At 70.9% G+C, this 26,362-nt stretch carries 23 protein-coding genes; 13 read left to right on the top strand and 10 right to left on the bottom strand.

The genetic code is table 11. The annotated features are described in order from the left end of the window. The 10 genes from KHC19_RS12740 (at window position 1) to KHC19_RS12700 (ending at window position 10,900) form a co-directional block, all read left to right on the top strand. A complete protein-coding gene (locus KHC19_RS12740; RefSeq protein ID WP_213352732.1) occupies window positions 1–1,062 on the top strand; it encodes an HAD family hydrolase in 1,062 nt (353 codons plus the stop codon). 1 nt (window position 1,063) lies between these two features. After that, on the top strand, window positions 1,064–2,035 hold the full coding sequence (locus KHC19_RS12735; RefSeq protein WP_213352731.1) for an AAA family ATPase: 972 nt from the start codon (window positions 1,064–1,066) through the stop codon (window positions 2,033–2,035). Between the two features lie 8 nt (window positions 2,036–2,043). After that, window positions 2,044–3,066 carry a DUF58 domain-containing protein gene (locus KHC19_RS12730; RefSeq protein WP_213352730.1) on the top strand — a complete coding sequence of 341 codons (1,023 nt, stop codon included), beginning with the start codon at window positions 2,044–2,046 and terminating at the stop codon, window positions 3,064–3,066. Next, the gene (locus KHC19_RS12725; protein WP_213352729.1) at window positions 3,063–3,518 is read left to right on the top strand and encodes a DUF4381 domain-containing protein; all 456 of its coding nucleotides are present in this window, start codon (window positions 3,063–3,065) and stop codon (window positions 3,516–3,518) included. Before KHC19_RS12730 ends, KHC19_RS12725 begins: the two co-directional genes overlap by 4 nt. Before the next feature lie 2 nt (window positions 3,519–3,520). Next, window positions 3,521–4,516 carry a VWA domain-containing protein gene (locus KHC19_RS26215; protein WP_213352728.1) on the top strand — a complete coding sequence of 332 codons (996 nt, stop codon included), beginning with the start codon at window positions 3,521–3,523 and terminating at the stop codon, window positions 4,514–4,516. After that, window positions 4,513–5,439, top strand: coding sequence for a VWA domain-containing protein (locus KHC19_RS12715; RefSeq protein WP_213352727.1), 927 nt, complete (start codon window positions 4,513–4,515; stop codon window positions 5,437–5,439). The genes KHC19_RS26215 and KHC19_RS12715 overlap by 4 nt, the downstream gene beginning before the upstream one ends. Continuing rightward, complete coding sequence (locus tag KHC19_RS25905; RefSeq protein ID WP_246548791.1) at window positions 5,436–6,083, top strand: hypothetical protein; 648 nt, start codon at window positions 5,436–5,438, stop codon at window positions 6,081–6,083. Before KHC19_RS12715 ends, KHC19_RS25905 begins: the two co-directional genes overlap by 4 nt. Next, window positions 6,080–7,393 (top strand): hypothetical protein, encoded by a 1,314-nt coding sequence (locus tag KHC19_RS12710; protein ID WP_246548790.1) that lies wholly within the window; start codon window positions 6,080–6,082, stop codon window positions 7,391–7,393. The genes KHC19_RS25905 and KHC19_RS12710 overlap by 4 nt, the downstream gene beginning before the upstream one ends. A gap of 49 nt (window positions 7,394–7,442) precedes the next feature. Beyond that, entirely contained in the window at window positions 7,443–9,092 is a 1,650-nt protein-coding gene (locus KHC19_RS12705; protein WP_213352725.1) for an arylsulfatase, read from the top strand. Between the two features lie 152 nt (window positions 9,093–9,244). Continuing rightward, the gene (locus KHC19_RS12700) at window positions 9,245–10,900 is read left to right on the top strand and encodes a Na/Pi cotransporter family protein (protein ID WP_213352798.1); all 1,656 of its coding nucleotides are present in this window, start codon (window positions 9,245–9,247) and stop codon (window positions 10,898–10,900) included. Window positions 10,901–10,976: 76 nt separating this feature from the next. Here the strand turns inward: KHC19_RS12700 and KHC19_RS12695 are convergent, their stop codons facing one another. From KHC19_RS12695 to KHC19_RS12670, 6 genes are all read right to left on the bottom strand, one after another. Beyond that, window positions 10,977–12,242, bottom strand: coding sequence for a four-carbon acid sugar kinase family protein (locus KHC19_RS12695; protein WP_246548789.1), 1,266 nt, complete (start codon window positions 12,240–12,242; stop codon window positions 10,977–10,979). Between the two features lie 8 nt (window positions 12,243–12,250). After that, a complete protein-coding gene (locus KHC19_RS12690) occupies window positions 12,251–13,537 on the bottom strand; it encodes a ribulose-bisphosphate carboxylase large subunit family protein (protein ID WP_213352723.1) in 1,287 nt (428 codons plus the stop codon). A 109-nt stretch (window positions 13,538–13,646) separates the two neighbouring features. Then, window positions 13,647–14,207 (bottom strand): VOC family protein, encoded by a 561-nt coding sequence (locus tag KHC19_RS12685; protein WP_213352722.1) that lies wholly within the window; start codon window positions 14,205–14,207, stop codon window positions 13,647–13,649. A gap of 38 nt (window positions 14,208–14,245) precedes the next feature. After that, complete coding sequence (locus tag KHC19_RS12680; RefSeq protein WP_378297107.1) at window positions 14,246–16,111, bottom strand: TRAP transporter large permease; 1,866 nt, start codon at window positions 16,109–16,111, stop codon at window positions 14,246–14,248. A 47-nt stretch (window positions 16,112–16,158) separates the two neighbouring features. Further along, entirely contained in the window at window positions 16,159–17,178 is a 1,020-nt protein-coding gene (locus KHC19_RS12675; protein ID WP_213352720.1) for a TRAP transporter substrate-binding protein, read from the bottom strand. Window positions 17,179–17,250: 72 nt separating this feature from the next. Further along, a complete protein-coding gene (locus KHC19_RS12670) occupies window positions 17,251–18,048 on the bottom strand; it encodes an SDR family NAD(P)-dependent oxidoreductase (protein WP_213352719.1) in 798 nt (265 codons plus the stop codon). A gap of 291 nt (window positions 18,049–18,339) precedes the next feature. Between KHC19_RS12670 and KHC19_RS12665 the strand changes: the two genes are divergently transcribed. Continuing rightward, the gene (locus tag KHC19_RS12665; protein WP_213352718.1) at window positions 18,340–19,392 is read left to right on the top strand and encodes a LacI family DNA-binding transcriptional regulator; all 1,053 of its coding nucleotides are present in this window, start codon (window positions 18,340–18,342) and stop codon (window positions 19,390–19,392) included. A gap of 24 nt (window positions 19,393–19,416) precedes the next feature. Here the strand turns inward: KHC19_RS12665 and KHC19_RS12660 are convergent, their stop codons facing one another. Both KHC19_RS12660 and KHC19_RS12655 read right to left on the bottom strand, forming a co-directional pair. Further along, window positions 19,417–19,917 carry a hypothetical protein gene (locus KHC19_RS12660; protein ID WP_213352717.1) on the bottom strand — a complete coding sequence of 167 codons (501 nt, stop codon included), beginning with the start codon at window positions 19,915–19,917 and terminating at the stop codon, window positions 19,417–19,419. A gap of 85 nt (window positions 19,918–20,002) precedes the next feature. Continuing rightward, a complete protein-coding gene (locus tag KHC19_RS12655) occupies window positions 20,003–21,181 on the bottom strand; it encodes an MFS transporter (protein WP_213352716.1) in 1,179 nt (392 codons plus the stop codon). Window positions 21,182–21,319: 138 nt separating this feature from the next. On the opposite strand from KHC19_RS12655, the gene KHC19_RS12650 reads away from it, so the two are divergent. Next, window positions 21,320–24,169 (top strand): ATP-binding protein, encoded by a 2,850-nt coding sequence (locus KHC19_RS12650; protein ID WP_213352715.1) that lies wholly within the window; start codon window positions 21,320–21,322, stop codon window positions 24,167–24,169. 355 nt (window positions 24,170–24,524) lie between these two features. Next, entirely contained in the window at window positions 24,525–24,932 is a 408-nt protein-coding gene (locus tag KHC19_RS12645; RefSeq protein WP_213352714.1) for a hypothetical protein, read from the top strand. Window positions 24,933–24,949: 17 nt separating this feature from the next. On the opposite strand, the gene KHC19_RS12640 is transcribed toward KHC19_RS12645, so the two are convergent. Then, a complete protein-coding gene (locus KHC19_RS12640; RefSeq protein WP_213352713.1) occupies window positions 24,950–25,735 on the bottom strand; it encodes a prephenate dehydrogenase in 786 nt (261 codons plus the stop codon). Between the two features lie 248 nt (window positions 25,736–25,983). Continuing rightward, on the bottom strand, window positions 25,984–26,196 hold the full coding sequence (locus KHC19_RS12635; RefSeq protein WP_213352712.1) for a hypothetical protein: 213 nt from the start codon (window positions 26,194–26,196) through the stop codon (window positions 25,984–25,986). Window positions 26,197–26,362 lie beyond the last annotated feature (166 nt).

Raw genomic sequence — 26,362 nt, 5'->3', positions numbered from 1 at the left:
ATGAGACGATCCAGCCCTGGCGCCCTGCGCCCCACCCGTCGCCATGTCGTCGCGGCCTTGCTGTCATGGATCGCCCTGGCCGGGTTGCCGGGAGCCATCGTCCCCCACGCCAACGCCCAGTCGGTCGCCGCCCAAGCCGCCGACCCGCTGCCCTCATGGAACGAGGGGACGGCCAAGCAGTCGATCCGGGCCTTCGTCGAGAAGGTGACGCAAGAGGGCGGCGGCGACTTCGTGCCGGTGGCCGAGCGCATCGCCGTCTTCGACAATGACGGCACGCTGTGGTCGGAGCAGCCGGTCTATTTCCAGTTCATGTTCGCGCTCGACCGGCTGAAGGAGCTGGCGAAGGCCAATCCGGCGCTGGCCGGGCAGGAGCCCTACAAATCCGCGCTGTCGGGCGACCCGAAGGCGCTGGCCGCACTCGGCGAGAAGGGGCTGCTGCAGATCGTGGCGCTCACCCATTCCGGGATCACCGTCACCGAGTTCAACACGCTGGTGCGCGACTGGCTGAAGACCGCCCGGCATCCGCGCTTCGACCGGCCCTATACCGAGCTCGTCTTCCAGCCGATGCTGGAGCTGCTCGCCTATCTGCGCGCCAACGGCTTCAAGACCTTCATCGTGTCGGGCGGCGGGGTGGAGTTCATGCGCGCCTTCACCGAGACGGTGTACGGCATTCCGCCCGAGCAGGTGGTCGGCTCCTCCGGCAAGACCGAATTCGTGCTCGACGGCGACGTGCCGGCGCTGCGCAAGCTGCCGGAGGTCGAGTTCATCGACGACGGCCCCGGCAAGCCGGTGGGCATCAACCGCTTCATCGGCCGCCGGCCGGTCTTCGCCGCCGGCAATTCCGACGGCGATCAGCAGATGCTGCAATGGACGACGCTGAACACCGGCCCGCGCTTCGGCCTCATCGTGCATCACACCGATGCGGTGCGGGAATGGGCCTATGACCGTGCGTCCCATATCGGCAAGCTCGACAAGGCGCTCGACGAGGCGCCGGCGCGCGGCTGGCTGGTGGTCGACATGAAGGCCGACTGGAAGACCATCTATCCGTTCGAGGCAAAGTGACATGTCGGCACGCGAATCCGTCCTCGAGATCCAGTCCCGCGTGAACCGCGCCGTCATCGGACAGGAGCGGGTGGTCGAGCGGCTGGTCATTGCCCTGCTGGCCAATGGCAACGTGCTGCTGGAGGGCTTGCCGGGCCTCGCCAAGACCCGCGCCATCAAGAGCCTGTCGCAGGCGCTGGAGAGCGAGTTCAGCCGCATCCAGTTCACCCCGGACCTGCTGCCCTCCGACGTCACCGGCGGCGAGATCTACCGCACCGATGCGCAGGGCACCGGCAGCTTCGAGTTCCGCAAGGGGCCGATCTTCGGCAATCTCGTGCTCGCCGACGAGATCAACCGCGCCCCGGCCAAGGTGCAGTCGGCGCTCCTGGAGGCGATGGAGGAGCGGCAGGTCACCGTCTCCGGCACGCGCTACCCGATGCCGGACCTGTTCATGGTGCTGGCGACGCAGAACCCCATCGAGCAGGAAGGCACCTATCCGCTGCCCGAGGCGCAGATGGACCGCTTCCTGATGCATGTCACCATCGGCTACCCGAGCGATGCCGACGAGGCGAAGGTGCTGCGGCTGGTGCGCGCCGAGGAGGCCGGCACCGCCGAGGCGCCGCCGCCGAAGATCGCCCAGAGCATCGTCTTCGACGCCCGCAAGGAGATCGACGCGGTGAAGATGGTGGAGGCGGTGGAGAGCTACATCGTGTCGCTGATCGCCGCCACCCGCCGTCCGGCCGAGTTCGGCGACCAGCTGAAGCAATGGATCGGCATCGGCGCCAGCCCGCGCGGCACGCTGGCGCTCGACCGCGCCTCCCGCGCCTATGCCTGGCTGCAGGCACGGGACTATGTGACGCCGGAAGACGTGCAGGCCGTCGCCCATGACTGCCTGCGCCACCGCGTCTCGCTCACCTATGAGGCGAGCGCCGACGGCAAGCGCGCCGACGACGTGATCGACGAGCTGATCCGCCAGGTCGCGGTCGCGGTGTAGGGGGGGCGATGGCACGGACCGTCCAGCCAGAGGCCCGCGCATCCGAGGCTCGCAGGGGAGACGCCGCCACCCGGCAAGCGCGCGCTTACGTCACCCTCGACGAGCTGCTGCGGCTGAACCACCGCGCCAAGGGCTTCAGCTTCCTGCCGAAACAGCCGGTGCATTCGCTGCTGGCCGGCCGCCATGCCTCGCGGCTGCGCGGGCGCGGGCTCGAATTCGAGGAACTGCGCCACTACTACGAGGGCGACGACGTGCGCGCCATCGATTGGCGGGCCACCGCCCGGCTGGGCGAGCCGCAGCTGCGCGTCTATACCGAGGAGCGCGACCGGCCGGTGCTGCTGCTGGTCGACCAGCGGCTCTCCATGTTCTTCGGCAGCCGGCTCGCGATGAAGTCGGTGGCGGCGGCGGAGGCGGCGGCGCTGGCGGCGTGGCGGGTGACGTCGCTCGGCGACCGCATCGGCGGAATCGTCTTTTCCGAGAATGGGATGGACGAAATCCGGCCGCGCGCGCGGCAGGCGGCGATCGGGCCGCTGTTCGAGGCCGTCATCCGGCACAACAACGCCTTGCGGGCCGATGATGCGCGGCCCTCCGACCCCGGCCTGCTCAACGCCGCGCTTGAGAGGGTGCCGCGGTTGCTGCCGCATGACGGGCTGCTGACGCTGATCACCGATGCGGCCGGGGCGGATGCCGAGACGGTGCGGCTGGTGACGCAGATCACTGCCCATAACGACGTGCTCACCGTCTTCGTCTTCGATCCGCTGGAAGAGGAACTGCCGGAGATCGGCCGCGCCGTGGTCGCCGATGCCGGAAGCCAGATCGAGATCGATAGCTTTTCCAGCGGGTTGCGCCGGGATTTTGCCGCCGACTTTCAGGAACGGCGGGAGGCGATCGACGGCTTTTCCCGCCGGCGGGCCATTCCGGTGCTGCCGCTCTCGACCGGGCGCGACACCGCCGACCAGTTCCGCGAACTGCTCGGCCGGCGGCTGGCGCGCCACGTCGCGCCGGAGCATCAGGCGAGTGCGGTGAGATGACCGATCAGGCCGATCTGTCGCGTCTGGCCGATATCGTGGTGCCGCCGCCGGTGCCCTGGTGGCCGCCGGCGCCGGGCTGGTGGATCCTGCTGGCGGCGCTGCTCGCCGCGATCCTCATCCTGCTGGCGGCGGGGAGCCGGCATTATCGCCGCAACGCCTATCGGCGGGAGGCGCTCGCCGCGCTCGACAGGTTGGGGACGGTCTCCGACGCCGCCGGGATCGCGGCTGTCTCGGCCGTGCTCAAGCGGACGGCGCTCGTCGCCTATCCGCGCCGGCAGGTGGCCTCGCTGACCGGGGGGGAATGGCTCGCCTTCCTCGAGCGCACCTCCGGCCGCGGGGACTTCGCCGCCCTCGGCTTTGCCGGGGCGCTGTCCGGCGGGCCGGCCGGCGACGGGGCGGCGCTGCTCGCGGCGGCGCGGCACTGGGTGAGGCGCCACCGGGAGGAGGGCTGACGATGCTGTCCGTCGCCTATCCCTGGCTGGCTTTGCTGCTGCCGGCGCCGCTGCTGGTCTATTGGCTGCTGCCGGCGCACGCGACCCGGCGCCCGGCGGTGCGGGTGCCGTTCTTCGCGACGCTGGCGCGGCTCTCCGGTGCGCCGGCGCGCGAGGGGGCGGGCATCGGCCGGCGCGGGCCCTGGCGACTGGCCGCGCTGCTGCTGTGCTGGCTGCTGGTCCTTGCCGCCCTGATGCGTCCGCAATGGGTGCTGCCCCCCGTGCATCAGGACCGGCCGGCGCGCGACCTGCTGCTGCTGGTCGACCTCTCCGCCTCCATGGACACGCAGGACTTCACCGACGCGGCGGGGCAGAAGGTGAACCGCCTCGTCGCGGTGAAGCAGGTGCTGGACGACTTCCTCGCCCGCCGGCAGGGCGACCGGGTCGGCGTCGCGGTGTTCGGCAATGCGCCCTTCGCGCTGGTGCCGTTCACCACCGATCTCGACCTCGCGCGGCAATTGCTCGGCGAGATGCAGGTCGGCATGGCCGGGCCGCGCACCGCCTTCGGCGACGCCATCGGGCTAGGCATCAACCTCTTCGCCGCCTCCACCGTGCCGGCCAAGACCATCATCGCGCTGACCGACGGCAACGACACGGCGAGCCAGGTGCCGCCGGCCGAGGCGGCGCGGGTGGCGCACGACAAGGGCATCGTCATCCATACCGTCGCGGTGGGCGATCCGGCGGCGGCGGGAGAGGAGAAGCTCGACGAGGCGGCGCTGAAGCAGGTGGCGGAGCTGACCGGCGGCGGCTTCTACCGCGCGCTCGACCGCGACCAGCTGGCGCAGATCTATACGCGGCTCGACCAGGTGGAGGCGCGCAAGGTCGACATGGTTTCCTTCCAGCCGAAGGTCGAGCTGTACTGGCTGCCGCTGGCGGCGCTGGCGCTGCTGTCGATGCTGGTGCAGGCGCTGCGGCTGCTGCGCTGGCCGCGCCGGCATGCGGCGGAGGCGGCGCCATGACGGGCGGCACCCTGACGGCAGCGCTCGCGCAGTTCCATTTCCTGCGCCCGTGGTGGCTGGTGCTGGCGCTGCCGGCGCTCGGCCTGTGGTGGCTGCAGCGGCGCGAGGCCGACACCACGGCGCGCTGGCGCAAGGCGATCGACCCGGTGCTGCTGCGCCATCTCACCATAGGCGGCGAGCGACGGCGGCGGTTGAGCCCGGAGAACCTGCTGCTGGCGGCCTGGGTCCTTGGCATCGTCGCGGTGGCGGGGCCGAGCTGGCGGCAGGTGCCGTCGCCCTTCGCGCAGGCGGCGCGCCCGGCGATGTTCGTCGTCAAGGTCACGCCCTCGATGCTGGAGCGCGACCTCGCCCCGACCCGGCTCGACCGCGCGCGGCAGAAGATGGCGGACCTGCTCAAGCTGCGCGAGGGAGCGCCGACCGGGCTGGTCGCCTATGCCGGCTCGGCGCATCTCGTGCTGCCGCCGACGCCGGATGGCGAGGCGCTGAACGCCATGGCCGGCGCACTGGCGCCCGACCTGATGCCGCGCCAGGGCGACGCGCTCGCCGACGCCGTGGCCATGGCGGCCGAGGTGCTGCGACGCGGCGGACAGGGCGGCTCGATCGTGGTGTTCGCCGATGCCGCGCCGGCAATGGCCGAGGGCGCGGCGGGAGCGCCGGTGTCGCTGTTCGCCATGCTGCCGCCGGACCGTGCCGCCGCCGATCCCGCGCTGGCCGCGGCGGCGGCGGCGCTGCATGCCGACAGGGTGGAGCCGACCCTCGACGACGGCGACGTGCAGGGGCTGGCGCATGTGCTCGCCACCGCCGGCCCGCCGCCGCCGGCGCCGGGGGAGGGCGAGCGCTGGGAAGAGGCCGGCTACTGGCTGACGCCGCTGCTCGCCCTGCTGGTGCTCGCCTGGTTCCGTCGCGGATGGGTGCTGGCATGAGGACGGGACGCGCCTTCGCCCTTCTCGGTGCGGTGCTTGTCGTGGCGCTGGCCCTCGGCTTCTGGATGGCCGGATGGCGCGGGCTGTGGGCCAGCCCCGACCAGCGCGGGCGCTATCTGTTCGAGCAGGGGCGCTTCGCCGACGCCGCCGAAAGCTTCCGCGACCCGATGTGGCGCGGGGTGGCGCAGTTCCGCGGCGGCGACTTCAAGGCGGCGGAGGCGAGTTTCGCCGCCATCGACACCGCCGACGGCGCGTTCAACCAGGCCAATGCACTGGTGATGCTGGGCAAATACCAGGATGCGGTGGCGCGCTACGATCATGCGCTGGAGCGTCGCCCGGGCTGGGCGGAGGCCGAGGCCAACCGCCGCATCGCGGCGCTGCGCGCCGAGCAATTGAAGGCGCCCGGCGCCGATGCCGGCGACCAGCGCGAGGGCGCCGACCAGATCGTCTACGACAAGGACGCGAAGAACCAGGAGGGACAGGAGACCCAGACGACCGGCGGGCCGATGAACGACGAGGCGGTGCGCGCGCTCTGGCTGAAGCGGGTGCGCACCGAGCCGGCGGACTTTCTGCGCGCCCGCTTCGCCTGGCAGTTGCAGGCGCAGCAGGCGCCCGCCGGCGCGGCCGGGGGAACGGCGCCATGAGGGCGCTTCTGGTCCTTCTGATGCTGCTGGGCCTCGCCTTGCCGCTCGCCGCGCAGGAGGCCGGGGCCCCGGCGGCGCCCGCCCCGCCGGGCGTGGTGGTGCGCCAGAGCGCCGATTCCGCGAACGGCATCGTGGTCGGCCAGCATGTCGCGCTCTATGTCGATGTCTTGTTCCCCGGCGAGATGCCGCATCCGCCGCGGGTGAGCCTGCCCGACGTGCCCGGCCTGCAGATCTTCCGCTTCGAGACGCAGGGGACGACGATGCGCGAGAGTATCGACAGCCAAAGCTATGTCGGCCAGCGTTTCGAGTTCGCCCTCTATGCGCGTCGCGGCGGCGCCTTCGACATCCCGCCGGCCGCCGTGACGCTGCTCGACCGCGAGGGCGGCGAGACGGGGAGGGCGCAGGGGCAGGCGCTGCGCCTTGAGGTGATGGTGCCGCCGGGCGTCGACGTCTCGCAGCCGGTGGTCGCCACCCGCCGGCTGACCCTCGGCGAGCAATGGGACCCGGTGCCCACCGGGCGCTTCAAGGCCGGCGACGCGGTGGTGCGGACCCTCATCCGCAGCGCCGAGGACGTGCCGGGCCTCGCCATGCGCGACCTCGCCTTCGCGGCGCCCGAGGGAGTGCGCGTCTATGCCGACCCGCCGGATATCGAGGACCGCAGCAATCGCGGCGTCGTCACCGGCCGCCGCACCGATCGCGTCACCTATGTGTTCGAGCATGGCGGTTCCTTCGTGCTGCCGGCGGTGGTGCAGCCCTGGTGGGACCTCGGCACGCAGCGGCTGGACACCGCGACGGCCCCGGCGGTGACGGTGGCCGTCGAGGCGGGCGCGGCGGCGGCCGGCGGTGGCCGGCACTGGACGGGGCGGGGGCTCGCCTGGACGGGACTCGCCTGGACGGGGCTCGGCCTCGTGGCGCTCGGCGCGCTGGGATGGGGCGCCTGGCTGGGAGCGCGGCGGCTGCGGGCCCGGCGCGCCGAGCCCGAGCGCGCGACCTTCGCGGCGCTGCGGCGCGCCTGTGCCGGCGCCGATGCCGCTGCGATCTATCGCGACTTCCGCGCCTGGGCGGACCAATTGCCGCCGTCGCGGCGGCGGACGGCGAACCGCGAGGCGGAAGCGCTGCAGGCGGCGCTGTTCGCCGGGCCGTCGGGAGCCGCTGGCCCGGGGGGATGGACCCCGGAGGATTCACGCCGGCTGCTGGCCGGCCTCGACGCTCTTCGCCGGCGGCCGCCGTCGGCCGAGGTGCCGGCGGCGCTGCCGCCGCTCAACCCCGCCATGCCGGCCCGGCAGGGCCGGCGGGAGGCAAGTGCATGAAAACAAGAAAATTGTCGCAGGCAACGTAGAGCACGAAGGAGAGAGACAGATGTCTACGGACGATACCGGCACGCCCACGAACGGCACGATGAGCCGCCGCTCGCTGCTGGCGGGCTCGACCGCGCTGGTCGCGGCGGCTGCGACGATGGCCACGGCATCGCAGGCCGCGGCGCAGGGGCAGCCCGCCGCCGGCGGCGCGGCCTCCGGCAAGCAACCGAACATCCTCGTCATCTTCGGCGACGACATCGGCATCTCGCAGATCAGCGCCTACACGATGGGGCTGATGGGCTACCGCACCCCCAATATCGACCGCATCGCCGCCGAGGGCGCCATCTTCACCGACAGCTACGGCCAGCAGAGCTGCACCGCCGGCCGTGCCTCGTTCATCCTCGGGCAGGAGCCGTTCCGCACCGGCCTGCTCACCATCGGCATGCCCGGCGATCCCCACGGCATCGCCGACTGGATGCCCACCATCGCCGACGTGATGAAGACGCGCGGCTACGCTACCGGCCAGTTCGGCAAGAACCATCTCGGCGACCAGGACCAGCACCTGCCGACCGCTCACGGCTTCGACGAGTTCTTCGGCAATCTCTACCACCTCAATGCCGAGGAGGAGCCGGAGGGCTATTTCTACCCGAAGGATCCCGACTTCCGTAAGAAGTACGGGCCGCGCGGGGTGATCCACTCCCATGCCGACGGGCGCATCGAGGATACCGGGCCGCTCAACACCAAGCGCATGGAGACGATCGACGAGGAGTTCCTCGGCGCCGCCAAGGACTTCATCGACCGCCAGCACAAGGCGGACAAGCCGTTCTTCGTGTGGTTCAACGCGACGCGCATGCACGTCTTCACCCACCTCAAGCCCGAGAGCAACGGCAAGACCGGCAAGGGCATCGAGGCGGACGGCATGGCCGAGCATGACGGGCATGTCGGCCAGCTGCTGAAGCAGCTCGACGATCTCGGCATCGCCGACGACACCATCGTGCTCTACACCACCGACAACGGCGCCGAGCTTGCGCTGTGGCCGGATGGCGGCATGACCCCGTTTCACGGCGAGAAGGGCACCACCTGGGAAGGCGGCATGCGCATTCCGATGATGGTGCGCTGGCCGGGGGTGGTGAAGCCGGGCTCGCAGATCAACGACATCGTCACGCTGATGGACTGGATGCCGACCTTCGCCACCGCGGCGGGGCTGCCGGACCTGAAGGAGAAGATGAAGACCGGCTTCCAGGCCGGTACCAAGACCTTCAAGGTGCATCTCGACGGCTACGACCTGACCGAGCTCCTGAAGGGCACCGCCAAGACGCCACCGCGCGACGTGATGTACTATTTCGACCAGGGCGGCAATCTGAACGCCATACGCTGGAACGACTGGAAGCTGAGCTTCGCCGTCGCCAGCGAGGGCAACATCGCCACCGCCGTGCGCGAGCAGCCGAGCTGGGCGCTGATCGCCAATCTCAGGATGGACCCCTATGAGCGGGGCATGAAGGAGGGCGGCGGGGCCGTGGAGTTCCTCGGCCGCAACATGTGGCTGCTGGTGCCGATCCAGGGCAAGATCAAGGAGTTCTTCGCCGACTTCAACGACTTCCCCTACCAGGAAGGCAGCACGCTCAATCCCAGCGGCATCAATTACGGCATGCTGCGCCAGCAGGCGGCGATGAAGCGCCTGCAGGACATGGAGCGCCTCGCGCCGCGCTGAGCCTCGATTGCGCGTCCCGGCGGCAGCAGGACCGCCGCCGGGGCGGGCAGGCCACCCGTCCGCCGCGACCGGCCGGCAGCTTCGCCGGCGCGGCGGGGGCGGGCTTCTGTAGGCCCTTGCCCCGCCGGGCGAAAAGGCATTTGCTCGCCCGCATGACCTTTCCCGCCAGCCTCATCGACCTCGCCGGTTTCATCGCGCTGCTGCTATGGGGCACCCACATGGTGCAGACCGGCGTGCAGCGCGCCTTCGGGCCGCGGCTCAAATCGATACTCGGCGCCGCGCTGGGCAACCGGTTGCGCGCCTTCGCCGCCGGCCTCGGCGTGACGACCCTCCTGCAGAGCAGCACGGCGACGGGACTGATGGTGACCGGCTTCGCGGCCGGCGGGCTGGTGGAGCTGGTGCCGGCGCTGGCGGTGATGCTGGGTGCCAATGTCGGCACCACGCTGATCGTCCAGCTTCTCTCCTTCGACATCGCCGTGGTGGCGCCGGCCTTCATCCTTGTCGGCGTGATGATGTTCCGCCGGGACTCGTCCTCCCAGACGCATGATCTCGGGCGGGTGCTGATCGGCCTCGGCCTGATGCTGATGGCGCTCGACAACCTGCTCGACCTCATGCGCGACTACGAGGACGCGCCCAGCCTGCGCATCCTGCTCGGCGCCATTTCCACCGTGCCGCTGCTCGACGTGCTGCTGGCCGCCGGGCTGACCTGGGCGGCGCATTCGAGCGTGGCCGTCGTGCTGCTGGTCATGTCGCTGGCGGCGAATGGCGCGGTGCCGCCCAACGCCGCCTTCGCCCTGGTGCTGGGCGCCAATATCGGCACGGCGATCAACCCGCTGCTGGAAGGCGTCGCCGGCACCGATCCGGCGGCGAAGCGCGTGCCGCTCGGCAACCTGCTGACGCGGCTGGTCGGCGTGGCCATCGCGCTGGCGGCGCTGCAGCCCATCGGCCGCTTCATGGTCACGCTCCAGCCGGTCGACGCCCGCGCCGTCGCGGACTTCCACACCCTCTTCAACGTCGTGGTGGCGGTGGTCTTCCTGCCGGTGCTCGGGCCGTTCGGGCGGATGCTGACCGCCCTGCTGCCCGACAGTAGCGCCCGGGCCGATCCCTCCCGGCCGCTCTATCTCGATCCGGCGGCGAAGGAGACGCCCATCGTGGCGCTGGGCGGCGCCGCGCGCGAGGCGCTTCGGCTGGCAGACGTGCTGGAGACCATGCTCACCGGCGCCCGCGACGGGCTGCGCAGCGGCGACCGCCGGCTGATCGCCGAGACACGGCGCCAGGACGACGTGATCGACCAGCTGAACACCGCCATCAAGGCCTATCTGACCTCGATCGATCCCGACGAACTGGGGCCGCACGACCATCGCCGGCTGCAGGAGGTCCTCAGCTTCACCATGAATCTCGAACAGGCCGGCGACGTCGTCGATCGCTACCTGCTGCCGCACACCTCCAAGGGATTGAAGCGCGGCCTGGTCCTGCCGCCGGACCGCCAGGCGGAACTGCTGGCGCTGATGGACCGGCTGATCGCCAATCTGCGCACGGCGGCGTCGCTGTTCATGACCGAGGACCCCCGCGCCGCCCGGCTGCTGGGCGACGAGAAGATGGCCTTTCGCGACGCGGAATCCCGCGCCACCCTCCAGCACTTCGAGGGGCTGCGGGACAGCGAGCTTCCGACCGCGCAGGCGAGCGCGCTGTATCTGGACCTGCTGCGCGACATGAAGCTGATCAACAGCCATCTCGTCGCCGCCGCGGCCTACCCGATCCTGGAGCGAAGCGGCGAGCTGCTGCCGAGCCGGATCGCGCGCAACTGAGGCGGGGAGGGGCTTCCCCGCATCGCCCGTCCCGGCCTGCCGCCGGCGGCCCGGCGGCCCGGCGGGTGGCGGGGCGCTATTGCCCCACCGCGGCGAAGAAGTCGCGCGGCCCCATCTGACCGCCCTTCAGGATGATCTCCAGCCTGTCGAGCCAGGGATGATCGGCATGCGCGCGGCACAGCGGCGCGCCGGGAACGCAGGCGGCGCGATAGGAAAGCCCCCAGATCGGCAACGCCCGAACCGCCATCGTCGAGGTGTCGCCGCCGGCGACGACGAGCCGCGCCGGCCGTGCTTCCTCCATCACGGCGGCGAGCAGCCTGCCGGTGGCCGTCGCCACCGCACCCGCCTCGACGGGCGGGCCGTCCGGGCGATCGGTGACCAGTATCGCATTGCCGCGGGCGAGGGCGGCGATCGCCTCGCTCCGCAGGTGCCGGCCATGGGCCGCATCGGACAGCAGCCGCCCCGGATCGACGGCGATCCTCGCATAGCCGTGCGCGGCCTCGACCTGGGCGCGGGTCACCGGCGACAGGCTGCCGACCAGCGCCAGCACCGGACCTTTCGCGCGGGGCGGCGGCGAGGGGGCCCGCGCGTCGGAGCTCGTCGCCTCCGCCGCGGCCAGGGCGCGGGCGACCGAGCTGGGACCGACGGCCAGCATCGGCCCGGCATCGAGGCGCGAGGCGACGAGCCGGCCGATGGCCGCGAGATCCGCCTCGCGCGCCACGTCGAACAGCACCGCGCCGGCCTCGTCCGGGAGACCTGCCAGGCCGTCCGGCGCCTCATGGGCGCGGTAGTCGACGAGTACCACCGGCGCCAGCCCCTGCGCGCCGAGATGGAGGCGCAGATCCGCCTCCGTCATCGGCGTGACCGGGTGCCGGCTCATGGTGGGATGGCGGTCGATGCGGTGCACCGTGCCGTCGCCGGCGGCGGCGAAGAGCTGGCCGAACAGGCAGTAGCGCCCGAGATTGGGCTGGCCGCCGACGATCGGGATCAGCGGATTGGGAAAGAAGCCGCGCAGCGCCGCGACCGCCGCGCCGATGCTGCCGACCTGCGGTGCGCTGTCGAAGGTCGAGCAGCATTTGTAATGCAGCAGCGCCACGCCGGCCGCCGCGAAGAAGCGCCCGGCCGCCTCGAGCTCGCGGGCCATGTCGGGCGGCGCCAGGGTGCGGGTGGCGCCGGCGATGCCGATGGCGTCGAGCGGGCCGGCCGCCGCGAGCTGCCCGGGCGTCGGGAGGCCTAGGAACAGCAGCGCGCGCCGGCCGCGCTCGGCCAGCGTCGCCAGCGTGTCGGTGGCGCCGGTGAAATCGTCGCCATACCAGCCATAGCGCGGCGCAGGGATCGCCATCGCCGCCCTCATGCCGCCTTGCCGCCGAAGAAGGCGAGCGCCTGGCCGAGCTCGGCATGCGTCCGCGCCGCCTCGTCGAGCGACACGCCGGCGGCGACCGCCGCCCAGGCCTGGCGGATGCTCGCCACGCCCGCCTTGGCCCCTCCGGGATGGGCGAGGATGCCGCCGCCCGCCATGAACAGCAGGTCGTCATGGCCGATGGCGTCCCAGGTCGGTTGCGCCGTGCCGGCCCACTGGCCGGAGGAGAAGGCCGGCAGCACGCGGTCGTCGATCCCAGGCGCGAGCGGGGTCACGCAGTCCGTCGCCGAGGCCACCACTTCCGCGTCCTCCTGCGCGAACTTGCCCTGCACGCCATGGACATGCATGTGGTCGACGCCGGCGAGCCGCCAGAGCGCCTGATAGGCCTGGAAGGAGATGCCGAGCAGGGGATGGCGCGAGAAGGCGCCATAGCCGTTGCGATGGCCGTGCAGGGCGAGATCGGTCGAGCGGCGCAGCGTCTCGACGGCCGAGAAGCCGCACCAGTTCAGGCTCGCCATCACGCAGGTGCCGCCCTCGCGTGCCACGAGGTCGGCATGCCGGCGCATGGCGTCGGTCTCGTCGGTGATGTTGAAGGCGACCATGACCTGCTTGCCGGTGCGGTCGGCATGCCGGCGCACCGCCGCCATCACCGCCGGCACGCGCTGCGCCAGCGGGGCATGATCGGGATCGGCGGAGATCTCGTCGTCCTTGATGAAGTCGAGGCCGCTGGCGCAGAGATCGGCGACCAGCGTGGCCGTCTCCCCGGCGCTCAGCCCGACATTCGGCTTGATGATGGAGCCGACCAGCGGCCCGCCGGCGACGCCGGTGAGCGCGCGGGTGCCGGCGATGCCCTGGCGGGGCAGCGGGAAGCGCGCGCGATAGCTCGCCGGCAGCGCGAGGCTGTCGAGCCGGAGGCCGGTGACTTCGCCGAGGTCGAACAGGTTGCCGGCGACCACGGAGGCCAGCGTCGGCAGGTTGGCCCCGACATTGGCGGTCGGAAACGAGATCGTCACCCGGGCCCGGCGCCACGGTCCCTTGATGCGTTTGCGCGTCAGCCAGGCATTGGGCAGGCTCGGCTCGCCGACGCTTTCCAGTTCGTCGATGCGGGTGACGACGGCGCGGGTGCGGGCGCGCAGTTCGTCGGTCTCGCCGGCGACGCGGGTGAAGGTGCCGCTGGACTGCTCGCCGGCCATCACCTCGGCGACGTCAGCCGGATCGAGCGGCGTCTCGATCAGGTAGCTCGCTTCGAGGCGGTCGGGGGAAATCGGGAAGGACATGGGTTCCCCTTTGCCGGGTCGCGCCCGGTCAGGCGTCACGGGCCGCTGCGGTGCCGGGGCGGGCAGCGGCGGGAAGGAGGTGGGGTGTCCGGGTGGGCCGGGCCGCGCGTTACGCCGCCGCCGGGCTGCCGGCCAGCCGGGCGAGGTCGGGGAAGGGCCGCACCGGATCGGTGCCGTCCCAGTTCTCAGAGGCTTCCCGGATCAGCCGGAACATCTCGCCCTTCGGGCCGGCGACTTCCGACAATTCGATCACCGTGCCCGGGTGGTAATGGGTGTCGAAATAGACGAAGCGGCCACGCTCGCCGACCTCGCCGCTCATCACTGGGGTGAAGCCCAGCGCCGTGAGGCGCTGGAGATCGGCGTCATAGTCCGAGGTCCAGTAGGCGACGTGCTGCAGGCCGGTGAGGCCGGATTCGGTGAAGTCCCTGTACATGGACGGCACGTCGTTGCGGCACTGGATCAGCTCGATCTGCAAGGGCCCGGAATTGGCCAGCGCCACCGAATTGTGCGGCTCGTAGGCCTCGCCCTTGTAGCGGTAATTCCGTATCGGCACCTTGGGGTTGTAGAAGAAGGGGCCGATGCCGAGCGCCCGGCTCCAATAGTCCATCGCCGCCTCGATATCCGGGACGACGTAGCCGGCCTGACGAATCTGGCCAAAGAAGCGGCTCATGGGATGCGTTCTCTCGCTGTGAGATGAAGAGGGGAAGCTCAGGAATTGAGGAAGCCGATGGAGATCCACGGCACGGCCGCCACCAGGAGCAGGCCGACGAGAAGAGCCAGCATGTAGCCCCAGATGAACTTCAGTCCTTCGTCCGGGTTGATCTTGCTGATCGCCGCGGCGCCGTAGTAGCCGACCCCGAAGGGCGGGGCGAAAAGGCCGATGCCCATGGCGAAGATCACCACCATGGCGTAGTGGACCTCGTGGACGCCCACCTGCTTGGCGATGGGGAACATCAGCGGCCCGAACAGCACGATGGCAGGGATGCCCTCCAGCACGCTGCCGAGGATGATGAAGGCGAGGATGGAGACGCCGAGGAAGCCCCAGGTGCCGCCGGGAACGCCCGCCATCAGCTTCGCCAGATCCTGCGAGAAGCCCGATTGGGTGAGGCCCCATGCCATGGCGGTGGCGCAGCCGATGATGAAGATGATGGCGCCGGTGAGCGAGGCGGTCTCCACCAGCATGTGCGGCAGGCGGCGCCAGTCGAACCGGCGGTAGATCAGCAGGCCGGCCACGACGGAATAGGCGATGCCGATGGTGGACACCTCGGTCGCGGTGGCGACGCCCTCGACCACGGCGGCGCGGATGACGAAGGGCAGGGCGATGGCCGGTGCCGCGACGAGCGCCAGCTTGAGGATCTCCCGCGCCGTCGGCCGCGGCACCCGGCTGAGGTCCTCGCGGCGATAGCGCCACCAGACCACGAGCCACAGCGCCGCGCCCAGCACCAGGGCCGGCAGCATGCCGCCGGTGAACAGCGCGGCGATCGACACGCCGGTGACCGAGCCGATGGTGATCAGCACGATGGAGGGCGGGATGGTCTCGGTCTGCGCCCCGGTGGCCGACAGCAGCGCCAGGAGGTCGCCGGGCTGGGCGCCGCGCTTCTTCATCTCCGGGAACAGCACCGGCGCGATCGCCGCCATGTCGGCGATCTTGGAGCCGGAAATGCCCGACACCAGGTACATGGCGCCGATCAGCACATAGGAGAGGCCGCCCCGCACATGGCCCAAGAGCGAGGCGAGGAACTGGATCATGGCGCGGGCCATGCCGGTCATCTCGATCAGCGCGCCGAGGAAGATGAACAGCGGCACCGCCAGCAGGATGAGATGGCTCATGCCCTCGTCGAGGCGCCCGACCATGACCAGCATCGGCGTCGAGGTGGTGAGCGACAGATAGCCGAAGGTCGCCAGCGCGAAGGAGAAGGCGATCGGCACGCCGGCGAAGACATTGGTGGCGACGATGCCGACGAAGAAGACCAGCAGGTTGAGCTTGCCGAGCGGCTTCAGCGCAGGTCCCGCCAGCCAGAAGGCCAGCACGAGCAGCGCCGTCAGGACGATGGCGATCGCCACCGGCCGGAACGAGCCGGCGCGCAGGAGCCGCAGGCCGCCGGCGACCAGCATCAAGGCCATGCCGGTCGGCAGGGCGGCGGCGCGCCAGGCATTGGAGATCTCCAGCGCCGGCGTGACGATGAAGGACTCTTCCTGCGCATATTCCAGCGCATGCGGCAGGATCAGCAGCAGGAAGCCGATCGAGGCGGTCAAGGCGAACGCCTCCAGCAGCGTGCGCAGCCGCGGCGGCACGCGATTGACCAGCCCGGTCATCCGCATGTGCTCGCCACGCCGCAGCGCCACCACCGCCCCGAGCATCGACAGCCAGAGGAACAGGATCGAGGCCAGCTCGTCCGACCAGACGAGCGGCGCGTGGAAGCAGTAGCGGGCGACGACGCCCGCTCCCAGGACGACCACCTCGATGGCGACGAGGGCGGCGGTCGCCGCCTCGACGGCGCCGCCCAGGAGGCGATCGATGATCGCCGCCAGGCGCGCCATGCCGAAGGAGGGCGGCGGGGCCTCGACGGCCATGGGTGCAGCGTGTCCAGCCATGTTGTGTTCCTGCCCGTGCCGGTGCCTCAGGCGAGCCGCCCGACCGTGCCCTCCAGCACGCTCCACGCCTCGTTGCCGAAGCGGCCCTGCCATTCCTGGTAGAAGCCGGCCTCGCGGAGCTTGGCCTGGAAGCCTTCCGGCTGCGTCTCGTTGAAGGCGAGGCCCTTGGCGGTCAGCTGGGCGCGCAGCGTCTCGTTCAGCTTGCGCAGGTCGGCGCGCTGCTGCAGCCCGGCCTCGTTGAAGGCGCGGGAGACGATGGCCTTGTCGGCGTCCGGCAGGTTGCGCCAGGAGCGGCCGTTGAAGACCATGTGGTAGCCGTCCCAGCTATGGTTGGTGAGCGAGCAGAACTTCTGCACCTCGTAGAGCTTGGCGGTCTCGACGATGGCGAGCGGGTTCTCCTGCGCGTCGACGACCTTGGTCTGCAGCGCCGAATAGACCTCGCTGAACTGCAGGCTGGTCGGCGACGCGCCGAGCGCCTGGAACAGCGCGATCCCCATCGGGCTGACCGGCACGCGGATCTTCAGGCGCGCGAGATCCGCGGGGGCGGCGATCGCCCGGTTGCTGGTGGTGATCTGCCGGAAGCCGTTGTCCCACATCTTCTCGAAGGTATGGAGCCCGACCTTGGCGAAGGCGGCGCGGATCAGGTTGCCCAGCGGCCCGTCGACCGCGCTCCACACCTGATCGTAATTGGCGAAGGCGAAGCCGACGCCGGTGATGGCGCTGATCGGCGCCAGGGTGGCGATGACCAGCGTGCCGGCATTGAAGATGTCGATGCCGCCGCTGCGCACCTGCGACAGCATGTCGGTGTCGCCGCCGAGCTGGTTGTTGGGGAAGATGTCGACCTTCACCCGCCCGTCGGTCTCGCGCGCGATGCGCTCGGCCGCCTCGGCGGCGCGGATGTTCAGCGGATGGCTGGCCGGCAGGTTGTTGCCGAATTTCAGCGTGATCTCGGCGGCGCGGGCGGGGCGCGGCAGCCCGGCGGCAAAGCCGGCGGCCGGCACGAGCAGCAGGCCCTTCAGCACGTGTCGGCGGGTGGTGGCGGTCATGGTCGTTTCCCCTGTTGTGTGCCTTGCCTTCTGGCAAATGCTCGAAAGGCCCGAGGCTGCGGGCCGGCTCGTCTAGTTGCAGCGCGCGTGCAGGCCGCCGTCGACGAACAGCTCCACGCCGTTGATGTAGCGGGCCTCGTCGCTGGCGAGGAAGACGGCGGCATGCGCCACGTCCCAGCCATCGCCCATCCGGCCGGTGGGCGACATGCGGTGGCGCGCGGCGACCATCGCCTCGTTATCCTGATAGAAACCGGAAATCTGCTTGTAGATGTGCGGGGTGTCCATCACCCCCGGCAGGATGCAGTTGGCGCGGATGCCCTTGCCGGCATATTGCAGCGCCACGCTCTGGGTGAGACTGTTCACCGCGCCCTTGCTGGCGGCGTAGGCGCAATAGGCATAGCCGGTCCAGCGCACCCCGCCGAGGGCGCCGATATTGACGATGGCGCCGGCGCCCTGCGCCTCCATGACCGGCAGCACCGCCTTGCAGGTCAGGAACATGCTCTTGGCGTTCACCGCCATCACCCGGTCCCAGGTCTCCTCGCCGGTCTCGACCGGGCCGCCCTGGGAGGTGATGCCGACATTGTTGTGCAGGATGTCGATCCGGCCGAAGGCGGCGCGGGCCGCCTCGATGCTCTGCTGCACCTCGTCGAGGCGGGTGGTGTCGGCCGTCACCGCGATGGCCTCGAACCCTTCCGAGGCAATGACGGCGCGGGTGGCCTCGGCGGCCGCGGCATCGAGATCGACGGCGACGACGCGGGCGCCCGCCCGGGCATAGGCGACGGCGGCGGCCTTGCCGTTGCCCCAGCCCTCGCCGATGGAGCCGGCCCCGAACACGATCGCCACCTTGCCGTTCAAACGCGGACCCGACACCTGCTTCTCCTGCTTCGGTCCCGCGCCGTTGCCGGCGATGACCTGATGTGATTGATGTTTTTTGATGCGAAATGGCCGAGCGCCGATGCCGGGCCTATCCCGGCCTGCCGCGCGCGGCGGCGCCGGCTCCAGGCGGTCAGCGCCGGCTTTCCGATCCTTTGAATGACATGATGGCGCTCATTTCGGTCTCCCGTTCCGATTATTCGGCTGCGCATTTCACGCTTGCAGGAAATTTACGTTCGCCTAGAACATGAGGTCAAAGCCGAATTTTGATGTTATTTGATGTTTCCGATGTCGATTGAGGACAACGCCAGGACCCGCCAGCTGCCGACCCTCGCCGATGTGGCCGCCCGCGCCGGGGTCTCCACGGCGACGGCCGACCGTGCGCTCAACGGCCGGGCGGGGGTGCGGCCCACCACGCTGCGCCGGGTGCTGCAGGCCGCCAACGAGCTCGCCTACATCACCGATGCCAGCGAGCGCGCGTCCGCCGGCCTGCGGCCGCTGCGCCTCGCCTTCCTGCTGCCGGCCGGCGAGAACAGCTTCGTGACGCTGCTGGGACGCCTGATCGGCGGCGCGCAGGCCCAGTTCGCCGCCGTGAACATGTGCGCGCGGATCGAGCGCATCGAGAGCTTCCGTCCCGACCTGCTCGCGCAGAAGCTGAGGAAGATCGGCCGGGAGGTGGACGGCGTCGCCTTCATGGCGCTGGAGCATCCGCTGGTGCGCGAGGCGGTCAACGGCCTCGCCGAGCGCGGCGTGCCCACCGTCACGCTGATCACCGATGTCGGCAACAGCGCGCGCGTCGCCTATGTCGGGCTGGAGAACCGCTCGGCGGGCCGCACCGCCGGCTATCTGATCGCCCGCTTCATCGGGCCGCGGCCGGCCAAGGTGGCGATGATCGCCGGCAGCCTGAGCTATCGCGCCCATGAGGAGCGCGAGATGGGCTTCCTGCACCTCTTCGAGGAGGCGTTTCCCGCCATCGAGGTGGTGGGGCTGCGCGAGGGGCTGGACGAGGATGCGCGCAATTACCGCCAGACCAAGACTCTGTTGGGCCGGCATCCCGACCTCGCCGGCATCTACAATATCGGCGGCGGCCCGACGGGCGTCGCGCGGGCGCTGAAGGAGGCCGGCCGCCAGCACGAGGTGGTCTTCGTCGGCCATGGCCTGACGCGCGAGACGCGGGCGCTGCTGCTCGACGGGACCATGGATGCCGTCATCACCCAGAACCCGCAGGCGACGCTGGCGAGCTGCCTGTCGATCTTCGCCAATCTGCGGGCCGGCCGCCCCGCGACGGAGGCGGTGCCCGCGCCCTCGATCGACGTCATCTTCCGCGAGAACCTGCCGTGAGAGGCGCCGCGGCCCGCGGTCGCCTCACGCGGCCGGCGCGGAGCGTTCCCGGCACAGGCCGCCGACATGCTGCCAGGCGCGGTGGATATTGGCGAGGATATGCTCGATCGACCCGGACACCTCGGCCAGCTGGTTGCGCTCGACCTGCCGCTTGACGGCCTCGGCATGCAGCACCACCGCGGTGAAGGCATTGATGGCCTCGACCATGGCCGGGCCGTCGGCGCCGCCGGCATGCACCGGCGTCCATGTCCAGGCCGCCTTCGGCTCGCCGTCCCGTTCGACGGCGACATGCACCGCGGCGACCTTGCCGTCGGCATCGCGCTCCAGCCGCACCTGCACCCGACGGCGCACCGGCAGCACGCTGCGCAGCCGCACCATCTGCTCGATCTCGCAATCCTCTCCGCTGTCGAAGGCCTCCGCCATCGCCTGGCGGACCAGCTCGAACTCGCGCGAATCGAGCGGATCGGCCTCCGCTCCGCCTGCGGGCGGGTCCCACCGCATGGCTGGTCCGATCGCCTTGGTCATGGCCCCTCTCCGGCCGCCACCTGGCGGCACGCATGAGTTAGCCGATGCACCGCCGGCAAAGGTGCAAAAAACTGTAAAATCTCGATCAGGCCGGCTGGCGGATCGCCTGCGGACGCAGCGACAGCGCGAACAGTGCCGCCGCCGCCGCCACGGCGGCGATGGAGGTGGCGATCAGCGCCTGGGCGCCGAACGCATAGACGAGGCCGCCGATCGCCGGCCCGGTGGACAGGCCGAGCTTGGAGGCGAAGCCGGCCAGCACCGCCGAGCGGCCGCTGCTGTCGCCCTCGGCGCAGAGCGCGAAGGCGTAGGGCAGCGCCATGGCCATGGTGAGGAACACCGCGGCGACCGCGCCGGCGAACATCGCCGGGTCGTGGCCCAGGCCGATCAGCGCCTTGCTCAAGCCGGCCGCCAGCACGATCGGCACCATCGGGCGCCAGCCGAAGGCGCGGCTGAGCACCAGCATGGCAAGCGCGCCCGGCACGCCCGCCCACAGGCCGAACCCGACCGCCGCCCCGGAGAACGCCGCGGCGTGGCCGAGATCGGCGCCGATGCCGATCAGGAAGGCGCCGAGACCGAGATTGGCGGCCTGGAACAGGAACAGCCCGCCGATCCGCATGAGGCTGCGGGCCGGCAGCCGGGCGGGCGCCGCGTCCGCGCGGCCGGCCGGCTGCGCCGGCGCCTCCAGGGCCGGCAGCCACGGAATCACCAATAGCGCCAGCACGCCGAAGGCGGCGAGGACCAGGAACACCACGCCATGCGTCATGTAGGGCGCGAGGAAGGTGGAGGCGAAGACGCCGAGGCCGCCAAAGCCGAAATGGAACACGAAGAGGATGCCGAAGCCCTGCCGCGGATCCGTCGTGCGGGCGATGAGCGCGTAGCAGAGGCCGACCAGCAGCCCGCCGATCACCCCATGGGTGGCGCGCACGGCGACCAGCGCCTCATAGCTGCGCACCAGCGTGGTGGCGACATCGGCGGCGACGAGGGCGACGAGCAGCGCCACCGCCAGAGGCCGCCAGGGCAGGCGCGGCACGATGAACAGGGCGAGCAGCGCGCCGAGCGTCGAGCCATAGCCGTTGCTGGCGGCGACGAAGCCCGCCTGCGCGGCGCCGAGGCCGTATTCGCTCCGCAGCGCCGCGACGATGGAAGGCATGATGTCGATATAGAGCGGCCCGGCCATCGCCAGCAGCGCCAGCAGCATGGCGACGCGCAGGCCGCCGGGCGGCGTCTCCGCCCGCGCCGCCGCTGCGGAAGAGGTGTGCCTCATGAAACTGCCGTTCCCCTGCGTCGGTCGAACCTGTTGCCGCCGCAGCGAAAATTCGGCGGTTGGTTCTCTTCTCAGACCATGTTTCCGGCCATTATGATAGAGGATGCGATGGCCGAACAGACGTCTCCCGGATCGTTCATGAAACCCGCCTCCCGTGCCGCGCTGTTCGGCCCGTTTCGCCTTTCCCTCACGTCGAAGCAATTGCTGAAGGACGGCGTCGTCGTGCCGATGGGGGGACGCGCGCTGGAACTGCTGGTGGCGCTGGTGGAAAAGCCCGGCGAGGTGCTCACCAAGCAGGAATTGCTGGCCAGCGCCTGGCCGGACCTGTTCGTGGAGGAGGCCAATCTGCGGGTGCAGATGACGGCGTTGCGCCGCGTGCTCGGCGACGGCCAGGATGGGCGGCACTACATCGCCAACATCGCCCGCCGCGGCTACAGCTTCGTCGCCGACGTCACCTTCACCGATGTCGCCGATCGCGACGCCGCCGAGCCCCGCCTGGTCCGGCAGAACCTGCCGCTCAACCTCACCCCGGTGCTGGGGCGCGACGCCGCGGTGGCGGCGATTCGCCAGGAGCTCGCCCGGCATCGCTTCGTCAGCGTCGTCGGCCCCGGCGGCGTGGGCAAGACCACGGTGGCGCTGGATGCGGCCCGGGCCCTGCTGGGGCAGGAGGGAGCCACCGGCCCCGACGCGGCGATCCTGGTGGAGCTGGCGCCGATCGGCGATCCGGCGCTGGTGGAGAACACGGTCGCCTCGGCGATCGGCATGACCTTGGGGGCGGGGGCGATCCAGCTCGCCGAGCGGCTGCCCTTCGAGCGGGGGCTCGTCATCCTCGACAATTGCGAGCAGGTGGTGGTCGCCGTCGCCGTCCTCGCGGAGAGGATGCTCGGCATCAACCCGGAGCTGCGCCTGCTCGTCACCAGCCGCGAGCCGCTGCGGGCCCAGGGCGAGCATGTGTTCCGGCTGCCGGGGCTGGAGGTGCCGCCGCGCGAGGCCGACGGCACCGGCTTCGACGCGCTGGCCTTCCCGGCGGTGCGGCTCTTCGTGGAACGCGCCGCCGCCACGCTGGGAAGCTACGAGCCGACGCCGGAGGAGGTGGCGATCATCGTCGGTATCTGCCGCCGCCTCGACGGCCTGCCGCTGGCGATCGAGCTGGCGGCCGGACGGGTGGACGCCTTCAGCGTCAAGGGACTGGCGCAGCGGCTCGACGACGTGTTCCGCCTCCTGGTCGCCGGCCGGCGCACCGCGCTGCCGCGCCACCAGACATTGCAGGCGACGCTGAACTGGAGCTACGACCATCTGGCCCCGGGCGAGCAGACCACGCTCTGCCGCCTCGCGGTCTTCGCCGGGCATTTCTCGCTGGATGCCGCCAGCAAGGTCGCCGCCATCGAGGAGCCGAGCTGGGAGATCATCGAGAATCTCACCAGCCTGGTGTCGAAATCGCTGATCGCCGCCGATTTCTCGCAGGTGGTGCCGCGCTATCGCCTGCTGGAAGTCACCCGCGCCTATGCGCTGGAGAAGCTTCGGCAGGGTGGCGGCTTCGATCGACTGAGCCGTCGCCATGCCCTCTACATGAAGGAGCTCGTCGCCGCCGCCGAGCAGGAATGGCCACGGGCGCGCCCCGTCGAGTGGCTCACGACCTATGCCGGCCAGCTCGACAATGTGCGTGCCGCCCTCGACTGGAGCTTCGGGCCGAAGGGCGACCGCGAGATCGGCGCGGCGATCACCATTTCCTCGGCGGTGCTGTGGTTCCAGCTGTCGCTGGTGAACGAATGCCGGGCGCATTTCGAACGGGCGGCGATCGGCCTGCGCGAGGGGCTGCCGCTCGATGCCGCCCGCGAAGTCACGCTGCTGACGGCGCTCGGCACGGCGCTGATCTACACCATCGGGCCCGGCCCCGAGGCCGAGGAATCGCTGCGGGCGGCCTGCCGGATCGCGCGCGGGACCGGCAGCGTCGAGCTGCAGCTGCGGGCGAGCTGGGCGCTGTGGCTGGTCGAATTCTGTTCCGGCCGCTACGGCGCCTCGCTCGATATCGCCGCTGATTTCGCCGCGCTCGCCCGTACCGCCGGCGACGGGGTGCGGGCGGCCGATCTCGTCATCGCCCATCGGCTGGCGGGCATCTCCTTCCTGTTCCTCGGTCGCGCCGAGGAGGCGCGGACGGCCCTGGAGGCGGCGATCGAGGGCGGCGGCGCCGCCAATGCCATCGTCCGCATGCAATATGATCAGGAGCTGAACGGGCGCGCCTTCCATTCGGCGAACCTCTACCTCCTCGGGCTGCAGGATCAGGCCTCGGCGCTCGCCACCCGCAACACCGTCGATGCCCGCGTGCATGGCCACGCCACGACGCTGGCGCTCAACCTCGTGGATTCCGGCTGCCCCGTCGCCTTCTATTGCGGCGAGACCGATGCCCTGGCCGAGCGGCTGGAACTGCTGGCCGACGTGTCCGGCCGGCACCCCTTCGGGCCGTGGCGGGCCTGGTGCCGCTGCTATCGCGGCTCGCTGCATCTGCTGCGCGGCGCGTTTTCGCAGGCCGCCGAGGATTTCGCCGCCGGCATCGAGGCGCTGGACCGCACCGGCTGGCCGGTGCGCCGGGCGATGTTCCTCGGCCATCACGCGCAGGCGCTGGGCGGGCTCGGGCTGACGGGCGACGCGCTCGCCAGGGTCGAGGGTGCCATCGCCTTCGGCCGCGCGAGCGGCGAGGGATGGATCCTGCCGGAGCTGCTGCGCATCCGTGCCGGCCTCGTCGCGCCGGAGCGGCCGGAAGCGGCGATGGAAAGTCTCGACGAGGCGTGGCGCCTCGCGCAGCGGACGGGCCTGCGCTCCTGGGCGCTGCGCGTCGCGACGGCGGCGGCGGGGCTGCAGCCGCGGGAGCCCCGCTTTGCGGCGCGGCTGGAGGAAGCCGTCGCGGCGTTCGGGGAAGGGCACGCCAAGCCGGATTATCGCGCCGCGCGCCACGCGCTGGAACGGCTCGGCCCGCCTCGCCGGGCTTAATCCGGCGGATCGGAAGCGCCCGGCGCCTGCCGGTCGTGAGGGTCGCACCACCCATGACCGCGAGAGGCGGCGCAGCGCATGGGCGAGTAAAGATCATCCCCCCGGCAAGCATCTCCGCCGCGTCGCGACCTTCATCGGTATGGACTGGAGCCTGCCGGCTGAAGAGGAGGGATTCGCCATGAGCGATCATCTGGAGGTACTGACGTAAGATATTGGCGGTATCGGTATTTATTCGGCAAGGTTCCGGCGCTAGCGTGCCGCTGGTGACGAAGAATTGCGATGGGGTGCCGTTAGCGCGGGAATATTCACGCGAGGTGTTATGCTGGGTCGCTTGTTGCGCGGGAGCGCTTTGGGGGTGGTCGTCCTGCATCTGGGCGGGTGCGCGGAATATCTCATGATCGAGGCGCAGCGCGGGAGCGACGCCTTGATCGGCATGAGCAAGACCGAAGTCCGCATGTGTGCGGGGTTCCCGACCAAGACCGTCACCGCCGACGGCTCGGAAATCTGGAGCTACGAGGGCGGTTTCGCGGGAGGGAGCGGCTCGGTGAGCTTGCCGGAGATAAACGGCATTTCCGGTCCCCAGATGTCGCGCAACGGCGCCGCCTATTGCCACGCGCAGCTGCGCTTCGAACAGGATCATGTGGTCGAGGTGGCCTTTGCCGGCGGCACCGACATCCTCGGCGCGCGCGACGCCGCCTGCGGGCCGATCGTCAAGGGATGCATCGACTACCGCTCCGCCGCCCGCCAGCGCCCGGACGGGTGAGGCCGTCCGCCCCGCCGTTACGCCTGCACCGGCAGGGGCATCCGGGGCGACGGGGTGGTCCCGGGCCCGTCCGAGGGCTGCCCGGTGCGAAGGGCGTCGACCAGCCGGTCGCGCATCGGCCCGACATGCGGATTTCCGCCGATGATGGCGTCATAGACCTCGGGGCTGTCGCCGCGCACCATGCTGAGCGCGCGCATCAGCAGGTCGAAGCTGGGCGTGCGTATCGTCGGCACCGCCCCGAAGCTCTCGAAGGCGCGGGCGAGCATATGGGTCAGCCCCTGCGACATCGCCGCCTGCCGGTCGTGCTCCTCCGGGGAGGTCACGATGATCTCCAGCCCGAGCTTCCGGCGCAGGAAGGCGGCGACCCGCCGCCATTGCCGGCCGCGCAGGGGGCAGAGCACGATGCGGTGGCCGGCCACGTCGTCCCCGGCGCTTTGCGGGCCGAACATCGGATGCGTGGCGAGGAGGTCGACACCGGGCGGAAGCAGGGCCTGCATGAGGCGCGCGGGCTCCTGCTTCACCGAGCAGACGTCGATGACGATCTGGCCCGGCCGCAGATGGCCGGACAGTTCGGCCAGGCACGTCCCCAGTGCCGATAGCGGCACCGCGAGGATGAGGATGTCGCAGCGCGCGGCTTCCTCCAGGCTGGCGGTGGGAAGGCCCATCTGCCGCGCCGCCGACCGCGCCGGGCCGGACGGATCGTGCACCACCAGGGGCAGGTAGGGCGCGAGGGCTTTCGCCACGAGCCGCGCGAAGGCGCCGAAACCGAAGAGCCCGATGGCGGGAGGAAGGGGGACAGACATGATCCTGATCCGGGAAAGGCCAGGGTCGTCACGCCGATGTCCGAGGTGCAGCCGCTGGCAGGAAGACACAGCGGGTACAAGGGAGCCGTCCGCTGTCTAGGGCAGCGGGTAATACCAGGTCGCGAAGGGGGCGGTGGTGCGGCTCATGGGGCGTTCTCTAGTCCGCTGCGCCGTTCCCGTCAATGTCGCGCGCCGGCACCGGATGCGCGCGCGGGGCGCGGTCAGACGGGGCAGCCGGCGGCCGGGCATCAGCCGGTGGCGGGAAAGCCCACGCGCTCGAACCGCTGGGCGTCGAGGTCCTGGTGGCAGATGCAGTGATATTGGCGCGCAATGTCCTCAACGAGGCGGGCGCGGGCGACGCGCGAGCCGCCAATGGTGCGCTCGATCCACGCATCCGGCACGCTCAGCACCATTCCCGCTTCCAGACGGCACAGGATCTTCTTGAGTTCTTCGCCGTTCATGCGGGCCTCCATCGTCTCGCGCAGCCAGATGCTGGGTCATGCTATAAGGCCCAGCGGGCCGCCGGTTCAAGCGGTGGATCGCCGCGCCCTCCCGGCGGGGGCCGGGGCGCGTGGCGATCAAAAGCGCCGTTCGTCCCGGCGGAAACCGGCGCGGCGACAAAGTCCA

Source organism: Ancylobacter oerskovii, from assembly GCF_018390555.1.
Taxonomy (GTDB): Bacteria; Pseudomonadota; Alphaproteobacteria; order Rhizobiales; family Xanthobacteraceae; genus Ancylobacter; species Ancylobacter oerskovii.
Note: the sequence above shows the minus strand (reverse complement) of the source record. Positions and strands in the feature narration are given on the sequence as shown.